Origin of the sequence: uncultured Pelagimonas sp., from assembly GCF_947498515.1 — a bacterium.
Lineage (GTDB): Bacteria > Pseudomonadota > Alphaproteobacteria > Rhodobacterales > Rhodobacteraceae > Pelagimonas.
Window position 1 is genome coordinate 219,934 of the sequence record NZ_CANMKO010000005.1, and the last position, 20,093, is coordinate 240,026.

At 56.0% G+C, this 20,093-nt stretch carries 23 protein-coding genes and 1 other RNA gene; 8 read left to right on the forward strand and 16 right to left on the reverse strand.

Features of this window, described 5'->3' with window-relative positions; translation table 11 throughout:
* Positions 1 to 99 precede the first annotated feature (99 nt).
* Positions 100 to 969, forward strand: coding sequence for a lytic transglycosylase domain-containing protein (locus Q1A43_RS11440; protein ID WP_299935201.1), 870 nt, complete (start codon positions 100 to 102; stop codon positions 967 to 969).
* On the opposite strand, the gene Q1A43_RS11445 is transcribed toward Q1A43_RS11440, so the two are convergent.
* Together Q1A43_RS11445 and Q1A43_RS11450 are read right to left on the reverse strand one after the other, a co-directional pair.
* A complete protein-coding gene (locus Q1A43_RS11445; RefSeq protein ID WP_299935203.1) occupies positions 966 to 1,616 on the reverse strand; it encodes a lysoplasmalogenase in 651 nt (216 codons plus the stop codon). The two genes, Q1A43_RS11440 and Q1A43_RS11445, sit on opposite strands and share 4 nt — an antisense overlap.
* Positions 1,617 to 1,699: 83 nt before the next feature.
* Positions 1,700 to 3,385, reverse strand: a complete 1,686-nt coding sequence (locus tag Q1A43_RS11450) for an NAD(P)H-dependent oxidoreductase subunit E (RefSeq protein ID WP_299935206.1) — start codon at positions 3,383 to 3,385, stop codon at positions 1,700 to 1,702.
* A 179-nt stretch (positions 3,386 to 3,564) separates the two neighbouring features.
* On the opposite strand from Q1A43_RS11450, the gene Q1A43_RS11455 reads away from it, so the two are divergent.
* Together Q1A43_RS11455 and Q1A43_RS11460 are read left to right on the forward strand one after the other, a co-directional pair.
* The gene (locus Q1A43_RS11455; RefSeq protein WP_299935208.1) at positions 3,565 to 4,575 is read left to right on the forward strand and encodes an alkane 1-monooxygenase; all 1,011 of its coding nucleotides are present in this window, start codon (positions 3,565 to 3,567) and stop codon (positions 4,573 to 4,575) included.
* A 59-nt stretch (positions 4,576 to 4,634) separates the two neighbouring features.
* On the forward strand, positions 4,635 to 5,045 hold the full coding sequence (locus Q1A43_RS11460) for a hypothetical protein (RefSeq protein ID WP_299935210.1): 411 nt from the start codon (positions 4,635 to 4,637) through the stop codon (positions 5,043 to 5,045).
* 10 nt (positions 5,046 to 5,055) lie between these two features.
* Here the strand turns inward: Q1A43_RS11460 and Q1A43_RS11465 are convergent, their stop codons facing one another.
* Positions 5,056 to 5,904, reverse strand: coding sequence for a LysR family transcriptional regulator (locus tag Q1A43_RS11465; RefSeq protein WP_299935212.1), 849 nt, complete (start codon positions 5,902 to 5,904; stop codon positions 5,056 to 5,058).
* A gap of 125 nt (positions 5,905 to 6,029) precedes the next feature.
* Between Q1A43_RS11465 and Q1A43_RS11470 the strand changes: the two genes are divergently transcribed.
* The 3 genes from Q1A43_RS11470 to Q1A43_RS11480 all read left to right on the forward strand — a co-directional run bounded on the left by Q1A43_RS11470 (position 6,030) and on the right by Q1A43_RS11480 (position 8,299).
* On the forward strand, positions 6,030 to 6,236 hold the full coding sequence (locus Q1A43_RS11470; RefSeq protein ID WP_299925606.1) for a DUF1127 domain-containing protein: 207 nt from the start codon (positions 6,030 to 6,032) through the stop codon (positions 6,234 to 6,236).
* Between the two features lie 113 nt (positions 6,237 to 6,349).
* Positions 6,350 to 7,132 carry a Bax inhibitor-1/YccA family protein gene (locus Q1A43_RS11475; RefSeq protein WP_299925609.1) on the forward strand — a complete coding sequence of 261 codons (783 nt, stop codon included), beginning with the start codon at positions 6,350 to 6,352 and terminating at the stop codon, positions 7,130 to 7,132.
* A gap of 288 nt (positions 7,133 to 7,420) precedes the next feature.
* On the forward strand, positions 7,421 to 8,299 hold the full coding sequence (locus tag Q1A43_RS11480) for an NAD(P)-dependent oxidoreductase (RefSeq protein ID WP_299925612.1): 879 nt from the start codon (positions 7,421 to 7,423) through the stop codon (positions 8,297 to 8,299).
* 174 nt (positions 8,300 to 8,473) lie between these two features.
* Here Q1A43_RS11480 and rpmG read toward each other — a convergent pair whose 3' ends face one another.
* A complete protein-coding gene (rpmG, locus tag Q1A43_RS11485) occupies positions 8,474 to 8,641 on the reverse strand; it encodes a 50S ribosomal protein L33 (RefSeq protein WP_008233681.1) in 168 nt (55 codons plus the stop codon).
* A gap of 193 nt (positions 8,642 to 8,834) precedes the next feature.
* On the opposite strand from rpmG, the gene Q1A43_RS11490 reads away from it, so the two are divergent.
* A complete protein-coding gene (locus Q1A43_RS11490; protein ID WP_299935215.1) occupies positions 8,835 to 9,194 on the forward strand; it encodes a hypothetical protein in 360 nt (119 codons plus the stop codon).
* Here the strand turns inward: Q1A43_RS11490 and rnpB are convergent.
* From rnpB to Q1A43_RS11550, 12 genes are all read right to left on the reverse strand, one after another.
* An RNA gene (rnpB, locus tag Q1A43_RS11495) (RNase P RNA component class A) lies at positions 9,195 to 9,606 on the reverse strand. It lies immediately after the preceding gene.
* A 136-nt stretch (positions 9,607 to 9,742) separates the two neighbouring features.
* On the reverse strand, positions 9,743 to 10,453 hold the full coding sequence (locus Q1A43_RS11500) for an alpha/beta fold hydrolase (protein ID WP_299935484.1): 711 nt from the start codon (positions 10,451 to 10,453) through the stop codon (positions 9,743 to 9,745).
* Between the two features lie 159 nt (positions 10,454 to 10,612).
* Positions 10,613 to 11,647: a transporter substrate-binding domain-containing protein gene (locus tag Q1A43_RS11505; protein WP_299935218.1), complete on the reverse strand. Its 1,035-nt coding sequence runs from the start codon at positions 11,645 to 11,647 to the stop codon at positions 10,613 to 10,615.
* Between the two features lie 4 nt (positions 11,648 to 11,651).
* Entirely contained in the window at positions 11,652 to 12,746 is a 1,095-nt protein-coding gene (locus Q1A43_RS11510) for a transporter substrate-binding domain-containing protein (protein ID WP_299925634.1), read from the reverse strand.
* Between the two features lie 222 nt (positions 12,747 to 12,968).
* Positions 12,969 to 14,084, reverse strand: a complete 1,116-nt coding sequence (locus Q1A43_RS11515; RefSeq protein WP_299935220.1) for a transporter substrate-binding domain-containing protein — start codon at positions 14,082 to 14,084, stop codon at positions 12,969 to 12,971.
* Positions 14,085 to 14,307: 223 nt separating this feature from the next.
* On the reverse strand, positions 14,308 to 14,898 hold the full coding sequence (locus tag Q1A43_RS11520; protein WP_299935223.1) for a class I SAM-dependent methyltransferase: 591 nt from the start codon (positions 14,896 to 14,898) through the stop codon (positions 14,308 to 14,310).
* 5 nt (positions 14,899 to 14,903) lie between these two features.
* Positions 14,904 to 15,866, reverse strand: coding sequence for an ester cyclase (locus Q1A43_RS11525; RefSeq protein ID WP_299935225.1), 963 nt, complete (start codon positions 15,864 to 15,866; stop codon positions 14,904 to 14,906).
* A gap of 70 nt (positions 15,867 to 15,936) precedes the next feature.
* Positions 15,937 to 16,548, reverse strand: a complete 612-nt coding sequence (locus Q1A43_RS11530; protein WP_299935486.1) for a hypothetical protein — start codon at positions 16,546 to 16,548, stop codon at positions 15,937 to 15,939.
* Between the two features lie 37 nt (positions 16,549 to 16,585).
* Positions 16,586 to 17,014 carry a VOC family protein gene (locus Q1A43_RS11535; RefSeq protein WP_299935228.1) on the reverse strand — a complete coding sequence of 143 codons (429 nt, stop codon included), beginning with the start codon at positions 17,012 to 17,014 and terminating at the stop codon, positions 16,586 to 16,588.
* On the reverse strand, positions 17,014 to 17,982 hold the full coding sequence (locus Q1A43_RS11540) for an alpha/beta fold hydrolase (RefSeq protein ID WP_299935231.1): 969 nt from the start codon (positions 17,980 to 17,982) through the stop codon (positions 17,014 to 17,016). The genes Q1A43_RS11535 and Q1A43_RS11540 overlap by 1 nt, the downstream gene beginning before the upstream one ends.
* Positions 17,983 to 18,100: 118 nt before the next feature.
* A complete protein-coding gene (locus tag Q1A43_RS11545; RefSeq protein WP_299925652.1) occupies positions 18,101 to 18,835 on the reverse strand; it encodes an alpha/beta hydrolase in 735 nt (244 codons plus the stop codon).
* Positions 18,836 to 18,957: 122 nt separating this feature from the next.
* Positions 18,958 to 19,626, reverse strand: a complete 669-nt coding sequence (locus Q1A43_RS11550) for a DNA-3-methyladenine glycosylase I (protein ID WP_299935234.1) — start codon at positions 19,624 to 19,626, stop codon at positions 18,958 to 18,960.
* 118 nt (positions 19,627 to 19,744) lie between these two features.
* On the opposite strand from Q1A43_RS11550, the gene Q1A43_RS11555 reads away from it, so the two are divergent.
* Positions 19,745 to 20,053, forward strand: coding sequence for a hypothetical protein (locus Q1A43_RS11555; protein WP_299935237.1), 309 nt, complete (start codon positions 19,745 to 19,747; stop codon positions 20,051 to 20,053).
* Positions 20,054 to 20,093 lie beyond the last annotated feature (40 nt).

The following is a 20,093-nucleotide window of genomic DNA, read 5'->3' on the forward strand; positions in this document are numbered from 1 at the left end:
CTAATACGGCCAGCGCCGCAATAAAAGTCTCAGTTGACGCATGGCGCAGAAACCTCCTTATGTGACCCTATGATGTTACGCGCGTTTCTTTGTTTTCTCATGCTTGCGGGTATGGCGCAGGCCGATACCGATGAACCCGGCACCATGTGTTCGGACGGGGCCTTTGGTCAGGTCCAATGCATCCGGCCAAGCCATTTTGTGTTCGACACCTGTCAGGCGATTGAGGCCTTTGCAAAAGACAGCAATCTTGACCCCGGTTTCTTTGCCCGGCTGATCTGGCAAGAAAGCCGCTTTGATCCCAATGCCCTTAGCCATGCTAATGCGCGTGGCATTGCGCAGTTCATCCCCTCGACGGCCAAGCTCCGCGGGTTACGCGACCCCTACAACCCCGCCCAAGCCCTTGAATATTCGGCGGAATACCTTGGCGACATGTCGGTGCGTTTTGGCAATCATGGCCTTGCGGCGATTGGCTACAACGGCGGCGAAAGACGCGCCAAAGGGTTGATGGCAGGCACCGGTGGCCTTGCCCGTGAAACCGTCAATTACGTTAAAATCATCACCGGATTCCCCGCCGAGGTTTGGGCGCATAACCCACCCAAAACCCATGACTATCGGTTGCAAAAGGACAAACCCTTTCAACAGGCCTGTTACGAGTTGGCGCGCAAACGGAAATTGTCCAAATACCCACCCCTTGAACCACCCGAACCAAAGCTGAAAAAATGGGGGGTTCAGATGGCCTTTGGCGTGACGAAAAAGCGCGCCCTTGCCCAATACAAAGAGCGGTCTCGCCGCTGTTCGACTGCGGTCAAAGGCGAAAAGCCCGATCTGGTTTGGCAGAAAAGCCGCGCCAGCCCCAAAGGCGGGTATTTCATGGCCCGCATCGGTCGCAATAGCCGTGACAGCGCTTGGAAACTGTGCCGTCGATTAAAATCAAGCGGCTGTATTTGCGCGGTTTATCGCAACCGCTAACCGATCCAGACGAATCCAACGAACAAGGCAACTTGGGCTGCGTAGTAAAGCCCCCAAATCGCCAGGCCTTGCCCTGGCCAGTGGCGGTTTAGGAACTTTTCTTGCCCTAGAATGGCGTCCGAAGCCATGAACAACAGCGCCCCGATTAGCGCAATCACCTGCCCGGCCCCCATCGGTTGCATCACCGCCGTTGCCCCCATCACACAAATAATCCCGACGTAGACAAGAACCGGCAACGCCAAGGCACCGGCCTTGGCTGCGAACACCGGCCCAAGCCAAAGAGCGACGCCGATGACAGGTACGAGGGCGAGGCTTTGCCAGCCCCCCAGCGGAACCAAACCACCCGCATAAAACATCCACGCATAGATCAGATGGGCGGCGGCAAAGCTAAGCATTCCTATCAAAAACGCGCGATCTCCGGGGCGCGACAAAGCCAGATCACCGATAGCAGACAAGGCCAAACCAGCCGCCAAAACCGGGAAACCGATCATATGGGACCAGACCGCCAAAGGGGCAATTGCCAGCGTTTTGACAAGGCTCCGCGACCAAGTCAGCGAGGTCAAAAACGGATAGATCACGGCGCAAAGCCCGGACATGATTGCCAAAAAGGCAAAGCTCATTTGGGGATCACTGGGGCTTGGTGTCATGACTTGTCCTGCTCACATCGCGTTGCGGTCAAAGGAGCCTTTGAAAAACACCAATCAACACCGCGATGTAAACAGGACTTATGTCATATCTCGTCGGCGAAATGTTTGATCGTTAGTCGGATCGGATTTGGTGCCGCCTGTCCCAAGCCACAAATCGACGTATCAACCATAGCGTTGCTGAGCTCTTCAAGAAGGTTCTGATCCCAGTGTTCGGCCTGCATCAGCTTGACCGCCTTTTCACAGCCAACCCGGCACGGGGTACACTGGCCACAGCTTTCATCCTCAAAGAACCGCAACATATTCAACGCGGCATCACGTGCGCTGTCTTGATCCGACAAGATGACAACAGCGGCAGAGCCAATAAAGGTGCCATGTGGTTGCAGCGTGTCAAAATCCAACGGGATGTCGGCCATGCTGGCGGGCAACAATCCGGATGATGGGCCACCGGGTTGATAGGCTTTGAACGCGTGACCATCCAACATGCCGCCCGCGGCCTCGATCACATCGGTGATGGTCGACCCGGCAGGCAACAAATGCACACCCGGATTTTTCACCCGTCCCGACACCGAATAATTGCGAAGACCGGTACGGCCATTTTTCTCAACCGAGCTAAAGACTTCCGGCCCTTCGCGGCAAATTTTGCCAACCCAATAGAGCGTCTCAACATTGTGGACCAAAGTTGGGCGACCAAAGATGCCGACCTGTGCGACAAAGGGCGGGCGATGGCGCGGCAAGCCGCGTTTGCCTTCGATGCTTTCGATCATCGCGCTTTCTTCGCCGCAAATATAGGCCCCGGCCCCACGGCGCAGATCAATATAGCCCGGCTCAACGATGCCTGCCTGTTCCAATGCCGCAATCTCACGGCGCAGGATTTCCAGAACCGCCGGATATTCGTCGCGCATATAGATGAAACAAGTCTCGGCCTCGATCGACCAGGCGGCAATCAACATGCCCTCAAGGAACAAATGTGGTTCCCGCTCAAGGTGATAGCGATCTTTGAATGTGCCCGGCTCGCCTTCGTCTCCATTGACCGCCAAATAGCGCGGACCGGCTTCGGCGCGAACAAAATCCCACTTGCGCCCCGACGGGAACCCGGCCCCGCCAAGACCACGCAACCCCGATGTCAAGACGTGCTCTTTGACATGCAACGGGTCGGCATCGGCGCGATACTCTTCCAGTTTCGCATACCCACCGGCTGCCTTGTAGGGGGCAAAACCCTCGTACTCCGGGATTTTCGGATGGGTGTTCCCGGCCTCAATTGCCGCCAAAATCTTTTCTGGTGTGGCAAAATCAATGTGATTATGGCCAAGCTCAACCGTCGGCGCAGTATCACACCGCCCCATACACGGCGCGCGCAGCACCCGCACCTGTGATGGATCCATTCCCTCCTCAAGCGCTTTTTGCAGCTGCTCGGACCCTGCGAGTTCACAAGACAGGCTATCACAGACCCGAATGGTAAGCGCGGGCGGCGGGGTTTCCCCCTCTTTGACCACATCAAAATGCGCGTAGAATGTCGCGACCTCGTAGACTTCGGCCTGACCTATGCGCAGCAGCTCCGCCAATGCCCGAAGATGCGCCGCCGAAAGATGCCCATATTCATCCTGAAGCAAATGCAAAAACTCGATCAAAAGATCACGGCGAATCGGGCGTTCCCCAATCAGCGCCTGCACCTGTGCCAAAGCCGTATCATCCAGCTGCCGCCCCTTGGGCGTGCGGCGACCTTTGCCTTTGCCGGATTTCCAAACACCTTTGCGATCATCAAGTGCCATGCGCGTCTCCTAAATCTTGCGCTCACTCTAGCCCGCCGCCCACACCAAGCGCAGATGAAAAACGACAGAAAGACACGTTTCAGCGCCGCAATCTCGACCCGGATTCATCCGATAGTGACGCTTGGTTCCGATAGAGGTAGGACAAAGGGGCGAACGGGCGGACATCAAAGGGGGCCGAAATGGGTCGATTTACCGCTGTAACATTGGGGATGGTGGCCTGTTTGGCGCTGGCCATGCTGTTTGGTGGCGTATTCAGCATGATGGCCCTGCTTTATATCACCGTTTTCACGTTTTTCATGGACAAGCTGACCGCAATGGCCGCCCCCGATCATCCGGGGGCCGAGTTTCCCGCCGGTGATGGCTTGTCTGCCACGCTTGGCGTTTTGCATTTCCCGCTGCTCTATGGCGGGGTTTGGGCAATCTCCGGGTCGGATTTGACCCTATTGGACAAGGTTCTGATTTTCTTTGCCCTGTCCCTGTTTCTAGGTCAGGTGAGCAATTCCAATGCTCATGAATTGATCCACCGATCCTCCCGCCCGCTGCACCGCTTGGGCGTTGCGGTCTATAGCTCGGTGCTCTTTGGCTTTCATGCCTCGGCTCATGTCCGTGTGCATCACATTCACGCCGCCACCGCACAGGATCCCAATTCGGCGCGATTGGGTCAGAATTTCTATCATTTCGCGGGGCGCGCGTGGGTTGGGGCGCTGCGCCAAGGCTTTCGGGCCGAATCGAAATTTCGCAAAGGCAAGGGGCTGCACCCCTACGCCATTTACACCGCTTATGCGGTGGCCTCGATAGCCATCGCCGCCCTCATCGGCGGTTGGGGCGGTGTTTTGGCCTTGCTGGGCCTATCGACCTATGCGCAAACCCAACTGCTGCTCTCTGACTATGTGCAACACTATGGCTTGCGGCGCGCCGAATCCACGCCGGGCAAATGGGAACCGGTTGGGCCACAGCATAGCTGGAATAGCCCGCATGGCTTTTCCTCGGCGCTCATGCTCAACGCGCCACGCCATTCCGATCATCATTCCCACCCAAGCCGCCCCTATCCCGGCCTCGAACTCGACCGGGACGCCATGCCGATCCTGCCACAATCCCTTCCGGTGATGGCGGTTTTGGCTTTGGTCCCGCCGATTTGGCGAAGGGTGATGGACAAGCGGGTGGAAAAATGGGCGGCACCTCGCCCATAGCCCGGTGGCAGGGAAAGCCTGACTTTCGGCGCTTCGCCGCTTCTGGCACAAGATGGGCCATGAAACAGATTCTTGCCTCCGTCCTCAGTGCCCTGATTGTCTCCGCCTCCGCCCTGCCCGCTTGGGCCGCAGACGCGCTCTCTGCCAGTGACTTCGAATCCTATGTCACCGGAAAAACCCTGTATTTCGGCATGGCCGGTCAGGCCTACGGCGTCGAAGAATACCTTAAAAACCGCAAGGTCCGCTGGTCCTTTCTCGATGGTAAATGCAAAGATGGCTATTGGTACGAAGAGGCCGGGCAAATCTGTTTTGTTTACGAAGACACGCCCGACCCGCAATGCTGGTCCTTCTTCAAAGAGGGCGAAGGGTTGCGCGCTGTTTTTCAAAACGACCCGTCAAGCACCGTCCTGTATGAAGCGCAACAGGACGATGAACCCATGATGTGTCTGGGGCCAGAAGTCGGCGTTTAACCTGTCGGTTTTAAACCTCGGCCATGCCCTGTCGCAGATAGGTTTTGAGCGTATCGACCAATTGCGTCTTGCCGGTACCCGCATAGAGGTTGATCCGCTGCGTGCCCAAATCCGGCAAGGTGTTCGACCCATCGATTTGTTCTAGATACGGCGGTGCGTGCCCCTCAAGCTTGACCGTCACCGCCAAATCGGCGCTCACCGTGGCATCCACCGTGGTTTCGCTATCGGAATCCACGGCCATTTCCCACTCGATTCCCGCTGCATCCAGACGCTTCAATGTATCTTCGCGAAACACACAGCGTCGGCAAAACGCCACGCGTAGGGGCCGCGTTTTCCAAACCTGCCCCCCCGGCGAACCCACCCATTTGAGCGGCACATTGGTCAATGTCTCACCGCCGCTGTCCACTCCGGTTTCAGTGGTCAGGATGATATCGGCCTCACCTTTCGAAAACTTCTCTTTCAAGGTGCGGGTAAAGGATGACATCAGCTGAACCTTGACCCTTGGGTGCGTACGCCCCATGCGCTGCAACACTTTGGGAATGACCGGGTACACAATGTCCTCTGGTACACCCAACACAATGTCACCTTCCCAATTCTGATCGGTTAGCTTGGCATAGGCCTCATCATTCAAATCGACGATCTTTTGCGCATAGGTCAACAATTGCGCGCCCGCGGGCGTAAGCGATACGCCCCGCCCCGTCCGATCCAACAGTTGCAGGTTCAGCGTTTCTTCAAGCCGTTTAAGCTGCATCGACACCGCCGATTGCGTCAGGTTCAAAAACCCGGCGGCGCGGGTGACCCCCCCGGAATTGGCCACAGCCATAAAGGATCGCAGGGTGGTGATGTCCAAATTGCGCATAGATCACATTCCTTGATGGAAGACGTCAAAAACATTCGTTTCACAAATCAATCACAGAGACGCATATACATCAACAATAAACATACAAAACCGCAAACACATCACAAACCTTGAAGGAGACCATCATGATCCGTGTTGCCACAGGCTTTGCCCCCACCAAATCCCTGCGTCCCCTGACCGTTCTGCGCAAGTGGTTTGCCACCGCCGAACAACGCCACTCTTTGGCCAATCTGGATGCCGCAGCGCTAGATGACATTGGCGTTAGCGCAACCCAAGCCCAATCCGAAGCCGCGCGCCCATTCTGGGATGCGCCGGACCATTGGTCAAAATAATACAATTCATGTCAGGTTTAGGCGCGGATTTCCTTGAAATACCGCGCCACATAGCCAATATCTAAGCTTGAACCCGTGCGTTTGCGCGGCAGGTTTTCGTTACGGAGGCTTTAATGGCTGAATTTGACACGGTCCGCTCGGCTGGCATTGGTGCCCGCTCTGCGACGATCGATGCAGGGCTTCGCGCCCATATGAATAAAGTCTATAGCACTATGTCTATAGGCATGTTGATCACCTTTGCTGCGGCTTGGGCGATTTCTAACCTCGCAGTGACCAGCGATCCGTCGCAGGCGGCTGGTATGGTGCGCGAAGGCACATATCTCACCGATCTGGGCTACGCGATCTACGCAAGCCCGCTGAAATGGGTGATCATGTTCGCGCCGCTGGCCTTTATCTTCTTTGGCTTTGGCGCTGCGATGAACCGCCTGTCCGCCGCTGGCGTACAATTGGCGTTCTTTGCCTTTGCTGCTCTGATGGGTCTGTCGATTAGCTCGATTTTCCTTATCTATACTGGCTATTCGGTCATTCAGGTCTTCCTGATCACCGCCATCGCCTTTGCGGGCCTATCGCTCTGGGGTTACACCACCAAGAAAGATATCTCCGGCTGGGGCTCTTTCCTGATCATGGGTGTGATCGGCATTCTGGTTGCGTCGATCGTCAACATCTTCCTGGGGTCCGGCATCATGCAGCTGGCAATCTCGGTTCTGGGTGTGCTGATATTTGCGGGCCTTACCGCCTATGACACGCAAAACATCAAGAATGTTTACATCCAACACGCCCAGCATGGCGATCAGGAATGGTTGGCCAAGGCAGCAATCAGCGGCGCGCTGAACCTGTACTTGGACTTCATCAACATGTTCATGTTCCTGCTGCAACTTATGGGCAACCGCGAATAAGCGCGCCTTTAGCAGCAGATTTAGAAGGGGCCGGTCATTGCGACCGGCCCTTTTTGCTTTGGCACCCTATTAGTTTGGCTCGGCTCTGGCGCTCGTACATCCGGTCATCTCCGACCCGACATTTTGCGTGGCCAAGCGGGTTGGGACGCCTGACCATCCCGTATTCGATTTTTGTCCTGATCTGACTTATACGGAAAAAATTGGTAAAAACGCATACGCAATTTGTAAAATTTGTAAAATCACTCTATCTCTGGTCAAGACTCACAAATGACCCTTTAGGAGACAGATATGTCAAAACCCACCATCGGATTTATCGGCCTCGGCCTCATGGGCGGCAACATGGTTGAATGCCTTCAGAAAAATGGCTTTGAACCGATTGTCATGGATCTCGACAAAGAGGCGGTTGCCAAAACCGTGGCACGTGGCGCAACCGAGGCCACATCGGCCAAGGAACTCGCCGCGGCCAGTGACATCATCATGCTGTGCCTGACCACATCCGCCGTGGTGGAAAAGCTGGTTTATGCCGATGACGGATTGCTCGCTGGTATCAAAGACGGCGCTGTCTTGATTGATTTCGGCACCTCGATCCCGGCCTCAACCCGCAAGATCGGCGCTGACCTTGCTGCCAAGGGCGCAGGGATGGTTGACGCGCCTCTGGGCCGCACGCCAGCGCACGCCAAAGACGGTTTGCTCAACATCATGGCCTCGGGCGATCAAGCCACCTTTGACAAGGTCAAACCGACGCTCGACGTGCTGGGCGAAAACGTCTTTTATCTTGGGGCATTGGGCGCGGGTCACACCACCAAGCTCATCAACAACTTCATGGGCATGACCACCGTCTGCGCCATGTCTCAGGCCTTTGCCGTGGCCGAGCGCGCCGGTGTCGACCGCCAGCAGCTCTTTGACATCATGTCCACTGGCCCGTCCAACTCGCCCTTCATGCAGTTTTGCAAGAACTACGCTGTTGATGGGGTGAGCGACCTTGGTTTCTCCATCGCCAATGCCAACAAAGACCTCGGGTATTTTGTTCAAATGGCCGATGACATGGGCACAAAAACCGCCATCGCCGAAGCCACTTCTGCGAACCTTCAGGCGGCTTTTGACGCGGGTATGGGCGCTGGCAATGTGCCTGAAATCTTTGACTACTTCATGAAGCTCGCAAAGTAAGCCTTTGAAATTATCCAATAGAAGCGCGCGTCATCCCCGAGGTGGCGCGCGTTTTGCGTTCCACCCCCCGACGTAATACCTCTCAAGGCGTCCAAACCCAGACACCGAAAAAGCAAAAACCGCGCTAAGGTTTCCCTCGCGCGGCTTGCTGTCTCGGTTGAACCGAAAAAAGGCTTACTTGATTTTGCCTTCTTTGTATTCAACATGCTTGCGCACAACCGGGTCGTACTTTTTGATAACCATTTTCTCGGTCATCGTACGGGCGTTTTTCTTGGTCACGTAGAAGTGGCCTGTGCCTGCGGTCGAGTTCAGGCGGATCTTGATTGTGGTAGGCTTCGCCATGGGTCGTCTCCTGCAACGCTGGGCGATTGCCCACGTGAAAATCTGGAACCTGCCTTTTACTGCCCCCCGCCCCCGAGTCAACCGCTCAGTGACAGTTTTCCGACGGAATCTCAGGTAAATCGGTCATTGCACCGCATTGCAGCCGGAATTGCTCCGGATTAGCCTCTGTCCAGCTGAAAAAGTGAGAAAATCCATGTCCAAAACGCTCTTCGCGGCTTGTCTTGTTACGGCGGCCACTGCCAGCGCTCCGGCCTTGGCCGACGGGTTCGCCCGCATCGACTCAGAAGCAGAGTTTCGCGAACTGGCGCTTGGTCATACCCTGTATCTTGGCGACACCACCGCCACGGTGCATGACGGCGGCACCATGACCGTTGTGTTCAAAGGCAAGGAAATCGCCGGTACGTGGGAATGGCAGGATGGATATTTCTGTCGTGTGTTGAAAAGCTATTCGACCAAGGCCGATTGCCAGCTTTGGGAACATGACGGTACGGATTTTCGCATCACCCGTGACAAGGGCGACGGCCAAGGGTTCGTCTATACCCTTGAGCCGTAAACGCGCGGAAGGCCTATAAGCCGGATTCTGTCCCCCCTTGGGTTGCCCCTCGGGATCGACGACCATTCATCTGGGCCATGTGTTGCCACATGGCTCGTGCTGCCAACCCGAACCTCTCAGGCCAAAGCTGCCCTGCCCCGATATCCGCTAGCGGATCAGACGAACGCGAGGTTCCTATTTGGCATTGCTCCGTGGTGGGGCTTGCCATGCGGGGGATGTTACCAGCCCCCCGGTGGGCTCTTACCCCACCGTTTCACCCTTACCCTGGCCGAAACCAAGGCGGTTTGTTTTCTGTGGCGCTCTCCGTCAGGTTACCCTGCCCGGGCGTTACCCGGCACCGATGCTTTGTAGAGTCCGGACTTTCCTCACCCTTTTGACAAAGCCAATGGGGTGCGGCCGTCCAGCCTTCCGCGCCCGCCCCGCTTACGGGCAGGTCCAAGCGGCGTCAATCCCCCGTCAGCCGTCATCGACAAGGATTTTGAGGGCGGAAATCTTAAGAGAAGATGACCAAGTTGACAGCTGTCAACTCAGCAAGCTTTGATTAACCTTCAGCGCAAGACCAGCGGCTGCGCCAACCAGTTTCGCAAGGCCGCACCAACGGCGTCAGGTTGCTCTAATGGCGGCAGGTGCCCGGCATGGTCAATCACAGTGAGCTGAGCGCCGGGGATCAGTTCCGCCATAAACGTATGGCGTTTGACCGGCCATACCGAGTCTTGAGACCCGCACATCACCAGTGTCGGCACGGCGATTTTGCGCAGAGTGGTTTGTTGATCGCGACGGCGTTGCATCGCCCGTGCTTGGCGCACGTAACATTCCGGCCCCAAGCCTTGGGCCATATCCGCCACCAGCGCCAATATCTCGGCTCGGTGCGGCCCCGGAGCAAGGTCCGATTGCTTAAGCTCTTCGGCCATAACGTCATCAAGCTTGCCGGTGCGCACCCGAATGATCTGAGGGTCACGGGCGGCGGCCTGTTGTGGGGTGTCGGCAAGCGGGGTGGTGTCCATCAAACATAGGCGTGACACACGGTCCGGCGCGCGCCGGATCACCTCAAGCGCCACAATCCCCCCCATACCAAGCCCGACAAGGGCAAAGCGTTTGGGCAGGACATCCAAAAGACCCGAGGCGATTTCCTCGATCCGTTCACCATGGGTGACCGGTGCGCTCATCACCGCATGGTCGCGGGACAAATCGGCGATCAACGGGCCAAACAGCCGCGCATCACACATCATTGCGGGCAAAAACACCACCGGTTCACGCATCGCTTGTCTTGTCCTTTTGGTGAACAGGGCACAGCCCGTCACGCGCTCGAATACCACTGAGGTCACAGTATCAGACATGCCAGCGATGGGAAGAGAGCAAAAGAAAACGAGGCGGATTTCTGCGCCTCGTTTCAATCATTTGCGTGAATTTCGACCGGATTATTGGTCGAGCTTGTCCCAGAAATGCTTCAAGTGCTTGTTCACCACCTGATTGTAACGATCCGATTGGCGCAACTTGGCCAACCCAGCGTTAAAGCGATACATCATCGTGGTGCCACGCCAATGGCGTTTCGAGATGATCATATGCATGGTTTGCACCGACAAGGGGCGCGACAGCGGCTCGATCTCGCCGCGTAGGCCCATCTGGTCGACCATATGCGCCCCGTTAAAGACGTTGGCAGACACCGCATCAACCTCGCCCGCCATCAGCGCCTCAAAACAGCCTTTGAATTCCTTGCGGCGTTCTAGGTTGATCAGGTCATTGGTGAGCCATTGGCGGTCCGGGCTGTCGAGGTCATGCACAAATTGGCCAGCGGCGCGGCAGATGGTTTTGCCGTGAATGTCGCTGTCCTCTTCCCACTTGAATTCCTTGCCCTTGCGCACCCAAAGCAGCACCAAGATCTCGACCACAGGATCGGAGAAATGGAAATTCGCACAACGCGGTTCGACCGGCGTGCTATCGCAATCCGGCTTGAACCACGGGAACCCCATGTCGAATTCCTTTTGGTCCAGCTTAGGGAAAAGCTGTGTCGACCAGTCTTCGGAAAACGTCACCGAATACTTCACCGGATTTGGGGTTTCTTCCATCACCGCATGGACCAGCTCGGTGGTCATGCCCTGACCAAGCCAATTCAGATCGGCAAAAGGCGGGCGCCCGGTGCCGGTCAAAAGCTTGATCTCGGCCTCATCCTCAGGAACGTGAAACGGCGTCACCTCGGCCTTGATGGTTTCCTGCCCCGGAATACAGGGGATGGTTAGCACGTCACCGGGATTGATCTGAAACACGCTGGTTTGCAGCATTTCTTGGTTGGCGTAATAGATCAGCGTCCACTTTTCAGGATCGCCAAACCGCTTTTCCGCGATGCTGAACACGGTTTCGCCCGCCTTGACCGTATAGGTTTCGGCTGGACAATCCTGCGCTGCGGCCCCGATCGGTAGCAGCAGCGCAGCAAGACTTGTCAGAAGACGCCGCATCAGATCAGAACTCGGCCCAGATACGGGTCATATGTTCGTCGATGATACGTTGGTAAGTTCCATTTTCTTTGATCATGGCTAGGCCTTTCTCAAATTCTGCCAAGAGTTCGGGTCCGTTTGGGTGGGACTTGTGAACAACCATGTGGTTGCCATCCACCGAGATCGGCTGCCCTTTTGCGACAACGATCTGATCTTCCAGTCCCAATTCCTTGATCTTCTTGCGGCCGCCAAATTCGTTGAGGACCGCGCCATCAACTTTGCCTTCGGCCAAAAGCTCAAAACAATCGGCCGGGCTGTCGCCGGTGTGCAGGTTGATGTGCTTGTTTATCAGCCAGTTGCGGCCATGCTGATCAAAGATATAGGTCGAATACCCTTTGGGACGGCACAGCGTTTTGCCGGCCAGATCCGCATCAGAGTTGAACGCAATCGGTGCCGATTTGTTCACAAACAACAGCATCAGCACTTCGAACATTGAGTCCGAGAACCGCAAATTGGCACAGCGATAGGTTTCCGGGTCGGCCTCGCAATCGGGTTTGAACCATGGAAACCCAATGTCCAAAAGCGCGTTTGACAACAGAGGTTCGTGATGCGCCGACCAATCGTTGACCCAGTGCACCGCATATCCTTGGGCCGGGTCGGCGGCTTTCATCGCCTCGTCGACCACATCGGCAAGAATGCCGCCCTTGGGCAGGCCTCGATCGGTGAAGGGCGCAAAGTCATCACCGGTCAGGATGTTGATCTTCTTGCGTGTCGCGGCATTCCCCGGCGCAACCACAAGCGGGGCCGCAGGTGCAGCGGCGGCGGCTTTGATGGTTTCAATCGCCGTGCCCCCCTTGAGGCCCGTGGGCAAACCGTTGACGCATGGCATCCGCAATTTCATACCAACGCGGATGTTATTCGGGTTCGCCCCGATTTTATCGCTGTTGTTGCCCTGAATCGTGGTCCAGACGCTGACGTTTTTGTAGAGCTTGTCGGCAATCAGCGACAGGCTATCGCCGCGTTTGACAACATATTCGCCACCGCAAGTTTCCTGTGCCGAAGCCGACATGGTGCCCGCAACAATGGCAGAGGCGGCGAGCGCACTCAGACGTTTTAACATAGGTATATTCCCCAAAATCCCGTTAACGAATGGTCGCCCATGTTGTGGGAAGGGTCAACGGCCTGCCTAGGGATTGTAGCCAGACCTATATGGATCAAGGGTTTCACGCCGATTCCCGTGCTTCTTTTTGTCGCCACATCTGAAAATCTGAATGCTTTTGGGGCAGTTATCCACAGAATCGGGTGGCTTTGAGGGGGCCCGCAGGCCCCCACAGTTTTCAGGTCACAGACCGGCCCAAATGCTCGACATATGTTTGTCGATGACGCTTAGGTAATCACCACCATCACGCATGTCGCGCAGCCCGGCGTTGAACTTGGTGATGATCTCTTGAGCACGTGGGTTGGACTTGTGCGTAACAGCGTGCAACCCCTCGATCGCCAAGGGGCGGCTAAGCTGCAATTCGATCTGATCAGACACACCCATATCTTTGGATACGATCCGCCCGGTGAATTCGTTCATCGCGACCGCATCGGTTGTGCCATCGATCAAACGATTGAAGCAATCTTCGGCGTTCTGAGGTGTTTGCAACCGTGCACCGGCCCGTGTCAGGAACCCAGCCCCCTGCCCGCGCCGCGTCGCCGCTTCGTGCCCCAAAGGAGAACAAACGCGCATGCCCTTGAGGTCTGCTTCGGAGCCATACGTGATCCCGCCACCCTTTTTGGTGAACAGCACAACGAGCATTTCAAACATTGGGTCGGAGAAGACGTAGTCGGTGCAAAGTGGCGTGTTAGCGGCGGCCTCGCAATCGGGCTTGCGCCATGGAAATGCCAGATCAACCATGCCTTCGGACAACATCGGATCCAGGTGCACAGACCGGTCATTCACCCAGTAAAACTTGTGCTTTCCAAAGGCGTTAGAGGACACAACAACCCGATTGACCAGATCGGTGATCAGGCCGGAATTGAGCTGAAGGCGGTTGGTGAAAGGGCGAAAATCGTCGCCCGCCAGCAGTTTAAGATCGACCCCCTCTTCGCGACGCTCTGCGGCGCGCTGCCTGTCGCGCAGGCTGTCCGCGGATGTCGCCGAACTGGCCGCTGGGGCGACAAGCGCCGCGGTTTGCAATGGCTTGCCGCCCTTGAGGCCACGGGGCATTCCGTCGATGCAGGGAATGCGATATTCGTGGCCAACCCGGATGCTATCTGGGCTGGTGATCTTGTCGATATTGTTGCGGTAAATCACCGTCCATTGGCTGACATCCTTGTACAGATAGTCCGCAATCAATGACAGCGAATCCCCACCTTTGACTTTGTAGACACCGCCACAGGTTTCTTGGGCCTGCACCGTTCCCATACTGGCCGCCCATAGCGTAGCCGCCAGCGCGATCGCGCTCTTTTTCATAATCCTCTCCCTGCTCGACAGGATCATCTCCCCCAGATCCCGGCGGGGACAGCGTTGCCGATCTAGTGGTATCGGTCAACAGTGCCACTACAAGTAGTAGATTGCTCTAGCTGTTTCAAAGGGTTCTGGGGTGGTCACAAAAGCCGATTTCAGCGGGTTGGTGAAGTTATCCACAGAATCACCCGACGATACGCGACACATTCAAACCTTTGAAAATAAGGGGTCAGGCGCGCGCCAGCAGCAAGGTGAAGCCATGGCATTGCGGGTCTTCGGGTACAAATTCCTCGACCTTGGCTCCGCCTTCTTCAAGAAGCGCGCTATATTCAGTGATACCCAGCGAGGCATGAAACACGTCGTCAGTTCCGACATGACCAACTGCCTCGCCTTCGCCCGGTCCAACTGTCAACAAAAGCCGCCCTTTCGGGGCAAGATGGCGCGCGATTTTCGGCAAGGAATCGCGCTGTTCATCCCGCGTTAAATGAAAGAAACTGCCCCAGCCGATGATCGCATCAAACTGCGTCGATAATTCGAGATCACGCATATCGGCATGGACCGCTGTCGCATTTGGAAAGCGGTTTGAGAATAGCGCTAGCATTTCAGTGGAAAAATCAGCCCCGGTGACGTCGTAGCCCTGTTTCACCAACCACGCGGCGATGGGTTCCCCCGCGCCACAACCCAAATCAAGAACGCAGCCTCGCGGCGGCACATCTTGTAATACGCGCTCTAACCAATTGCGTTCAAACAAGGATTTGTTGCGCTTCTGGTCATAAGACACGGCTTGACGATCATAGATCGCCAGGGTGTCAGAGGCCAATTTGGCTAGCCTGTCTTGCTCACGATCTGAATCCAAATTGCCGCCTCATCGATCAATGTCCATTCCCGGCGCAGCCCCCAAGGGCCAAATTCCGCATGGCTGATCCCCATCACATGCACTTCGGCCCCAGTTGGTTTGCCAAAGGCACCCCAACCATCATGCCGCCCGGTCAAGGACCAGCGTACAGCCGCACGCGGCGGCATCAAGGTCTCTTCCATACCAATTTTGTGGTGGACCTGAAATTGCGCAGATGGAAACGCCGCCCGCAAGCCAAGCCAAAACGTATCCGCTTCGGTCCAGCCGTGGACCTCTCGCCCCCCCGAATAGCTCATCTGACAAGCTTCGTCATATTGTTCAGGAATAACAGAGAGTTCGCCTTGCATGATCTGATCTAGAATGGTGGCAAATGCCTCGCCCCATTGATTGGAATTTCCACCGCCCGTATACGGCCCGACCTCATCAATATCGGGTCGAAAAGGCTGGCTGTCCGGGTTTAGCCCCGGCAATTGATCCCGCGCCCAGTTCTGGGGATCAAGGCCAAGTTGGGCAAGAACAGCGCCGCTATCCATAACCCGCCATTCATCACAAATGCGATTGGCCTTGGCATATCGGTCAGCAATTTCACGAAACCGAATGCTGCCTCCACTGGCCGGGCCATAAGAGCCACTGCCGCGATGGGTGGCCGTTGACAGCAACCGTTGCGACCCAAGCAAGCCGATTTGCGGGCTACCCGACCACACCAAATCTTCGCTCAGCATCGAGCGATCAGGAAAGGCGACGAGGGTTTCCATCCCCAAATCGGCCACCGCCTGAACACCAAACCCAATGCCACGCGGCGTGCGGATGGTCACGTCGGGGTGGTAATATTCCTGCATCCTAGACATCAGCCCGCGCTTTTCCCAGATTTCGCGGGTGGTGGTCAGAATGTAGTCGGGAAAGTCCCTAAATTTTTGATCAAAACCCTTCATCGGGGCACGCCTTCGCAGTTAACCTTTCTTCCTTGCTGACCAATCAAGGTTAATGCCGCGTTTAGATTGGCTAATTTGGATAAGAAATTTCGCGAAAGGGTGGAAAATCTCTGTATCTAGCCCGGCGCTGTTGCACGGTTTCAACAGGCTCGGCTCCGGGGCGGAGCAAACACCCGCGCGGTGCGATGTAGCTGTCGATCCGACGCTGTGGCTCCGGTCTCCACGTCAAATTAAAAGCGCAAAGTTTAGGGAAAAACCAGATTTCGGAATAGTCGAGATGATCGTGCAACCACCACGCCAAATCGCGCCAATCGCGCCCTTGGTCATATCTCTCGGCAAACCATGGAATGACAATCGACGCTCCGGCGACCTCGGTTTGTGGCAGGTCCCAGATATGGCATTCCAGCGGGTAATCATTGCGCGCGCAGTTGAGTTTGTGGGCGTTGCCATAGGCATTGAGCCGTGCAGAGCGATAGCCAGAGCGCACAAAAATGCGGCCGAATGTTTCCTCTAGTGGATCAAGCAGACTGGTGGCCAAAGCCCGGCCTCGTGCCAATGCAAGATCAGGATCATCTGGTATATTGCTGATTTCGTGAAAGTTTCCGATTTCAGACATCAAAAACTCTCGCATCCAGAAATGGCGCGAAAGACGCTGTCGACCTAAAGTCTCAAGGCTCCACATGGATTTGGGTTTGCGCATCAGATCACGCCAAAACGCATCAATAGCCGCCCCAGCGAAACGCACCATCGTCACCGCGCAAAGGCGAAAATGGATTGTACGCGATTTCCCAGATATGCCCCTCGGGGTCGGAAAAATAGCCGTGGTACCCGCCCCAAAACACCTCTTGGGGCTGTTTCAACACCTTGCCCCCTGCCGGTTCCACCTGCGCCATCAAGGCATCGACCTCTTCCTTGCAGCGCAGGTTCTGACCCAAGGTCATCGCCCCTTTGCCCAGTGCTGCCGGGTCAACGCCAATATCCTCGGCCAGCGCCGCCAAGGGGTAAAGACCAATCGCCTGCCCCAAAAGGTCGTAAACAACAATGTTGTCCGGCGTCTGCACCCGGTGCCAGCCTAGGGATTCGTAAAACTGGGCCACCGTGTCGATGTTCGACACACCCAGGGTGATCAGGCTTACACGCTGTTCCATCACTTCAAATCCTTAACCCAGTTTACAATAACCTCGGTCATCGGGGCGGTCTGATTGGGTGACAATACCCGCCCTGCGATCACATGACGCCCGGGGTCATCGCCGGGCCCGACATCCACCGCGTGGATCTTTGTCGGTCCGCCCCAGCGCGCCGCCACATCGCGCGTAGTCGCATGATCAATGACCTGATCCAGATCGTCAAAGACAAAAAGCGCCGGTTGAGTGGCCTGTTCATGTGGTAAAGCTTGCGCGGCTTTGACAGAGGCGGCCATCGGCAAAAGCGCCGTGGTTGGATATGTGTTGGTCCAAAATTTAGCGTGATCGTCGTTGGATGGCGGGAAACTCCGTTCGGCCCCGGCCAATTTTGGCAACCACCACCGGGCGCCGGGCCAAGTTAAAACCTGCGCTCCCGCAGCCCGAACCCGGAAGTTTGGCGAGATCATCACCACCGCGCGGACCTCTTTGGCCATGTCCTTGTGAAGGGCCAAGGCCGCAAGGGTCGCCCCAGTCGATGTGCCAATGATCAAGGTTTTGTTCCCTGTGGCTTGGCCAATGGCCAACGCTTCGGCCACGTCCCGCATCCAACCCTCGACCGTGGCTTCGGCGAGGGCATCTCCGGAACGGCCATGCCCTTGAAGACGTGTGAAAACCAAATTGGCGTTCAGTTGCTGCGCAACCCCATCCGGCAGTGGTCGGATTTCTTCTGATGTGGCCGAAAACCCGTGCAAGTACACCACTGACCAATCGGTTTTGGTCTCTGGCTCTTCGGCCCAAATCACCTGTTTGGCGGTGCCGTCGGTGATGTCGTCAAAAGGGGATTCTTGCGCCGCAAGCCATGCGTCAATGCCACCGGCCAACTGACCTTCGTCAAACTCGACCTGTGTCACAACGGGTTCGCGCGGCCCAAAAAACCAAAGCAAACACCCCGCTCCTAGCATGGCCGCCAATACCCAAATCAAAAACTTCACAGCTGTCCCCCTGATCCAATCGCCGGACTATGGTTTGGCCGACACAGAGGATCATGCGGGTGAAACCGCGCCCTGCCAAGAAAGTCGCCACGTCAGGCCGTGTTTGCGGCTCTTAGGTTTAGGCGATTTCCGACAGGATGCGTTCGATCAAAGCGAGGCAGGCCGGTGAAGAGAACCGATGATCGGCCCCTTTTACCAGTGTCAGGCGCATGTCATCACTTTCAATATGATCGAGCAATTTCAACGCCGTATCGCGCGCAACGGCTTCATCCTCAGTCCCTTGGAGCAAGCGAACCGGCCATGGCATGTTCAGCGGCGTGCGCAAAACCAAATGCTCGCGCCCATCTTCGATGAGTTTTTTGGTGACCCAATACGGGTCTTCATAAAGTGATGGCATTTCAAGATGCCCTTCCTCCATGACTTGGCGGCGTTCTATTGCGTTGAATCCGGCCCAAAACTCTTCTTCGGTGAAATCCGGTGCCGCGGCAATACCAACGAAACCAACCGTTTGAGATAAGCGTTTGGCCAGAATGCAGGCGACCCAACCGCCCATGGATGAGCCAACCAAAATCAGCGGGCCGGTCACCACCTCTTTTATGACCAGCGCTGCATCCGCCGCCCAGTCACCAATACAACCGTCTTCAAACACACCACCAGATTTGCCGTGGCCCGAATAATCTAAACGCAGAAAAGACCGCCCCGTCGAAGCCGCCCATTGTTCAAGATGAACGGCTTTGCTGCCATCCATGTCTGACCGATACCCGGGCAAGAAAACGATACAGGGGCCATCACCCTCGGTGTAGGCATAGGCCAGTTTACCGCGCGGCCCATCGAGATGAGAAACCTCAGCCATCAAATTCTCCGTTAATCTTGGTCAAGCATACCGGCACTGAACAAATACCCAACAGAATTCTAGTTGTATTTAGAGACAAGCCAGCAACACAACATTAACCGGCACAAAGGTAAACATTGGCGCTAACCGATGCTTTGCGCCAACACCCGGCTGATTTCGGTCAAGCTCCGACCAGATTGCGATTTCCAAGTATTGAACGCGCCTTGCACGGCGGCTTTGGCCTTTTTGGACGTTGGGGCCTTGTCGATCACCCCTTCGGCGATCAGACGCGCCACCACATCTTTGGACAGGATATAGCTTTCCTTGCCCATCGAGCGCAGCAAATAGGACCCGGTGCCGCCCCCCAAACGCGCCCCATCCTTTTGCAACCAATCAAGAAGACCTTGAAAATCATCCACCGGCCAATCGCCGATTTTACGCCCGAATGATCCATGTTCCTTGGCGACATCTTGGATAAGCGCCGCATTTTCTTGAATGGCGCGCACTTTGGGTGGACTGCGGACAATACGTTTGTCTTCGATCAGCTCGTAAAACCAATCCTCGGGCATAAAGGCAATGCGCGCGACGTCAAAACCATGAAAGGCGTCCTCGATATCGGGCCATTTGTTTTCGACGACTGTCCAACTAATCCCTGCCTGAAAAATCCCCCGTGCCATGGCCGATAGCCAGCGATCATCAGGAATAGCAGCCAGATCATCCGACGATTTCGGACTGGAAATCCCATCCAAGACAGCCTCACGTCCCCCTTTGCGGTCCGCGGCAATGTCGAGGATTTGTTCGAATGTACGCATTATGATCCCTTTCTCGCATAGTCCCAGAATTGCAGAGCTGGACGCGTTGGGAAAGGCCCATCCTGCCAGAAAGCGGCAACAGTATTCGCGCCCGATCTGGCGTGATACACACTTGTAAATGCCCTACCCGTTGATCAACCTGACCATGCATGATGGGTCGCGCCATTTCCTTGGCTTACCCGCGGTCTATCCGCCGCGGTTTCTATGGCGCAGCCTGTCAAAGCTCGAAAACGCGACGCGAGGCGACTTCCTAGGGGACATGATCGAAACCTGGTTTGATTTTAGCTATCAGGGTTATGCCTTTAGCGTGCATGAAACCTATGGTGAATTCTGGTTCTTTGCCAATGATCCCGACACACCCGACCCGGTGTTGCACGACATTTGCGATCACTTTCTCGCACTCATTGCCTCGCAAACAAACCTCTGAACACAAAACGCGCCCTTGGCCCGGAGGGCGGGGTTGGGCG

Excerpts from the sequence above, each read along its gene's own strand:
- rpmG (WP_008233681.1), bottom strand. The coding sequence starts at position 8,641 with ATGGCGAAGCCTACCACAATCAAGATCCGCCTGAACTCGACCGCAGGC.
- Q1A43_RS11545 (WP_299925652.1), bottom strand. The coding sequence starts at position 18,835 with ATGGCTGAGGTTTCTCATCTCGATGGGCCGCGCGGTAAACTGGCCTAT.
- Q1A43_RS11500 (WP_299935484.1), bottom strand. The coding sequence starts at position 10,453 with ATGCGTGAACCGGTGGTGTTTTTGCCCGCAATGATGTGTGATGCGCGG.
- Q1A43_RS11535 (WP_299935228.1), bottom strand. The coding sequence starts at position 17,014 with ATGGAACAGCGTGTAAGCCTGATCACCCTGGGTGTGTCGAACATCGAC.
- Q1A43_RS11460 (WP_299935210.1), top strand. The coding sequence starts at position 4,635 with ATGAAACAGATTCTTGCCTCCGTCCTCAGTGCCCTGATTGTCTCCGCC.
- Q1A43_RS11515 (WP_299935220.1), bottom strand. The coding sequence starts at position 14,084 with ATGAAAAAGAGCGCGATCGCGCTGGCGGCTACGCTATGGGCGGCCAGT.
- Q1A43_RS11510 (WP_299925634.1), bottom strand. The coding sequence starts at position 12,746 with ATGTTAAAACGTCTGAGTGCGCTCGCCGCCTCTGCCATTGTTGCGGGC.
- Q1A43_RS11555 (WP_299935237.1), top strand. The coding sequence starts at position 19,745 with ATGCCCTACCCGTTGATCAACCTGACCATGCATGATGGGTCGCGCCAT.
- Q1A43_RS11480 (WP_299925612.1), top strand. The coding sequence starts at position 7,421 with ATGTCAAAACCCACCATCGGATTTATCGGCCTCGGCCTCATGGGCGGC.
- Q1A43_RS11445 (WP_299935203.1), bottom strand. The coding sequence starts at position 1,616 with ATGACACCAAGCCCCAGTGATCCCCAAATGAGCTTTGCCTTTTTGGCA.
- Q1A43_RS11490 (WP_299935215.1), top strand. The coding sequence starts at position 8,835 with ATGTCCAAAACGCTCTTCGCGGCTTGTCTTGTTACGGCGGCCACTGCC.
- Q1A43_RS11470 (WP_299925606.1), top strand. The coding sequence starts at position 6,030 with ATGATCCGTGTTGCCACAGGCTTTGCCCCCACCAAATCCCTGCGTCCC.
- Q1A43_RS11440 (WP_299935201.1), top strand. The coding sequence starts at position 100 with ATGCTTGCGGGTATGGCGCAGGCCGATACCGATGAACCCGGCACCATG.
- Q1A43_RS11525 (WP_299935225.1), bottom strand. The coding sequence starts at position 15,866 with ATGAAGGGTTTTGATCAAAAATTTAGGGACTTTCCCGACTACATTCTG.
- Q1A43_RS11465 (WP_299935212.1), bottom strand. The coding sequence starts at position 5,904 with ATGCGCAATTTGGACATCACCACCCTGCGATCCTTTATGGCTGTGGCC.
- Q1A43_RS11530 (WP_299935486.1), bottom strand. The coding sequence starts at position 16,548 with ATGTGGAGCCTTGAGACTTTAGGTCGACAGCGTCTTTCGCGCCATTTC.
- Q1A43_RS11550 (WP_299935234.1), bottom strand. The coding sequence starts at position 19,626 with ATGCGTACATTCGAACAAATCCTCGACATTGCCGCGGACCGCAAAGGG.
- Q1A43_RS11475 (WP_299925609.1), top strand. The coding sequence starts at position 6,350 with ATGGCTGAATTTGACACGGTCCGCTCGGCTGGCATTGGTGCCCGCTCT.
- Q1A43_RS11455 (WP_299935208.1), top strand. The coding sequence starts at position 3,565 with ATGGGTCGATTTACCGCTGTAACATTGGGGATGGTGGCCTGTTTGGCG.
- Q1A43_RS11450 (WP_299935206.1), bottom strand. The coding sequence starts at position 3,385 with ATGGCACTTGATGATCGCAAAGGTGTTTGGAAATCCGGCAAAGGCAAA.
- Q1A43_RS11505 (WP_299935218.1), bottom strand. The coding sequence starts at position 11,647 with ATGCGGCGTCTTCTGACAAGTCTTGCTGCGCTGCTGCTACCGATCGGG.